Source organism: Acinetobacter sp. UBA6526, from assembly GCF_002434875.1.
GTDB lineage: Bacteria > Pseudomonadota > Gammaproteobacteria > Pseudomonadales > Moraxellaceae > Acinetobacter > Acinetobacter venetianus.
On record NZ_DJLC01000164.1, the window covers coordinates 44,961 to 47,432 of the forward strand.

General features: G+C 39.4%; 1 protein-coding gene. It reads left to right on the forward strand.

The genetic code is table 11. The features are described from left to right. The first annotated feature begins 287 nt into the window (after window positions 1–287). Window positions 288–2,264, forward strand: coding sequence for a BCCT family transporter (locus tag B4237_RS11595; protein ID WP_061525042.1), 1,977 nt, complete (start codon window positions 288–290; stop codon window positions 2,262–2,264). The last annotated feature ends 208 nt before the right edge of the window (window positions 2,265–2,472 follow it).

Genomic DNA, 2,472 nt, shown 5'->3' on the forward strand with positions numbered 1-2,472 from the left:
AGTCCTGCGGCTCGCGGAATTACCATGCTGCAAATGTTTGGTGGGGTAATGTACTTCGCTGTTATTGTTTCAAGATTAATTGCCTTGCAATACATTCCGCATGTTTTGAATAGGTCGACAAAAGAGAAAGATTAGCTTTTGTTACAGCATTACAACTGCTTTATTTTTCACATTTTTTATACTATTGATCGAGCTTTGCGTGTTCTGAACTCGCTTTTATTCACATTGTGAATGCCTTATTTGACTTTAAAGTCTGTCGATTATCATTACAAAAACATGGGGGAATCATGCCTTCCAAAACAATATCCTCGTTGTCGAATGTCAACAGGAACGTATTCTTTAGTACGGTACTGATTATTGCAATGTTCTTGGTCTTTGCAATTGTCGCACCTCATCTATTTGAAACATTAACCTCTCAAGCTAAACAGTGGATTACAGATTCTTTTAGTTGGTTCTATATTCTCTGTGTTGCTATTTTCCTTGTGCTTCTCGTCTACATCGCCTGTTCTTCCAGCGGAAATATTAAGTTAGGTCCTGATCATAGTCAGCCTGAGTACGGGAATGGTTCGTGGTTCGCAATGTTATTTACAGCGGGTATGGGCGTCGGTCTGATGTTCTTTGGTGTGGCAGAGCCTGTCATGCATTATGTAACCCCACCGAATAGCGACCCTGAAACCGTAGCTGCAGCCAAAGAAGCTTTACGTATTACACTCTTCCACTGGGGCGTACATGCTTGGGCTGTATATGCGTTGGTTGGTTTATCACTTGCTTATTTTGCCTATCGTCATAACTTACCTTTGAAAACGCGTTCTGCGTTATATCCAATTATTGGTAAACGTATTTATGGTCGATGGGGTGATGCAATTGATACCTTTGCGACCGTCGGTACCATCTTTGGTGTTGCGACCTCACTCGGCTTCGGTGTTCTGCAAGTTAATGCTGGATTAAATTACTTATTCGGTATTGAACAAAGTGTTCCCACTCAAATTGGGTTGATTATTTTTGTCAGTATTTTGGCTGGGCTCTCTGTTTTCGCAGGTCTTGATAAGGGCGTAAAACGCTTATCAGAACTGAATCTAATTCTTGCTGTACTTTTAGTAGTTTTTGTTTTCTTGGCAGGTCCAACGATTCATCTATTACGCACAACAGTCGAGAATACAGGGCAATATCTATCTAATCTTTTTGTGATGACGTTCAATTTACAAGCCTACGATTCAACAGGTTGGATTGGTGGTTGGACAGTATTCTACTGGTCGTGGTGGATTGCATGGTCTCCATTTGTTGGGATGTTCATTGCTAGAGTTTCTCGTGGTCGAACAGTTCGAGAATTCATTCTCGGTGTCATTTTGATTCCAACAGGCTTCACGATTGTATGGATGGGATTCTGGGGAAATGCTGCACTATTTAGCATTATGCAAGAAAATAATATTGCTTTAATGGAAATGGTGCAGAAGGATTCGTCAGTAGCACTTTTTGAGTTTTTAAATCATTTACCATTCTCAGGTCTCATGAGTATGGTGGCTGCAATTCTAGTGCTTTTATTCTTTGTGACTTCTGCTGACTCTGGTGCTTTGGTTGTTAATTATTTAACTGCTAACACTGAAGATACGCCTGCATGGCAACGTGTATTTTGGGTAGTTTTAATTGCTGCATTGACAGTGTGCTTATTATTAGTCGGTGGTTTGGCAACTCTACAAGCATCTATGTTAGTTAGTGCGCTGCCTTTTGCCTTAATTATGATGTTGATGGGGTGGGGGCTATTAAAAGCCTTAAATCTGGATGCAACTAAAGCCAGAATGTTGAATGAGGCCCGCACTACGCCTAGAGCGATCAATAATCCAAGAAGTTGGCAGCAGCGTTTAGGATTGATCATGCACTATCCTCACACTGAAGAGGAAGTGAAGGTTTATATTGATACTCAAGTCAGAAAGGCTTTTGAAAGTATCCAAAGGGAGTTCAAGCGCCGTCATCTTGAAGTGGATATTCAAAATACTGAACAAGGTTTGCAGCTACGTGTTGACCATCACCATGAGATTAACTTTATCTATACGGTATATGCACATGAAACAGTGCCACCAAGTTTTATGTTAGGACAAGGTGATGCGGATGAGGCTCAATATTATCAAGCAGAAGTTTTCTTAAGAGAAGGCGGACAAAACTATGATGTGATGGATTGGACACAAGAAGATTTGATCCAAGACATTATTGATCAGTATGAACGTCATCTATACTTCTTAAATATTGTAAGAGGCACGACTTCTTAACAGAAAATTCTAACTGAAATATTGAAAACAACGGTTTTGGGCTTCTCAAAACCGTTGTTTCTATTTAGGAGGTTAGCTTTTGAACATGTGGAGCATGCCTGAAAGACTTTTTAGCCCAATGATTTGTTCAAAATAAGAACTAAAAATAAGGATAAAGCAGTTTTATTGCTGATAATAAAAACATATTTTAAATAAAATTCAATAATTA

What these genes read in the sequence shown, in the direction of transcription:
- B4237_RS11595 (WP_061525042.1), top strand. Translation starts at nt 288, where the DNA reads ATGCCTTCCAAAACAATATCCTCGTTGTCGAATGTCAACAGGAACGTA.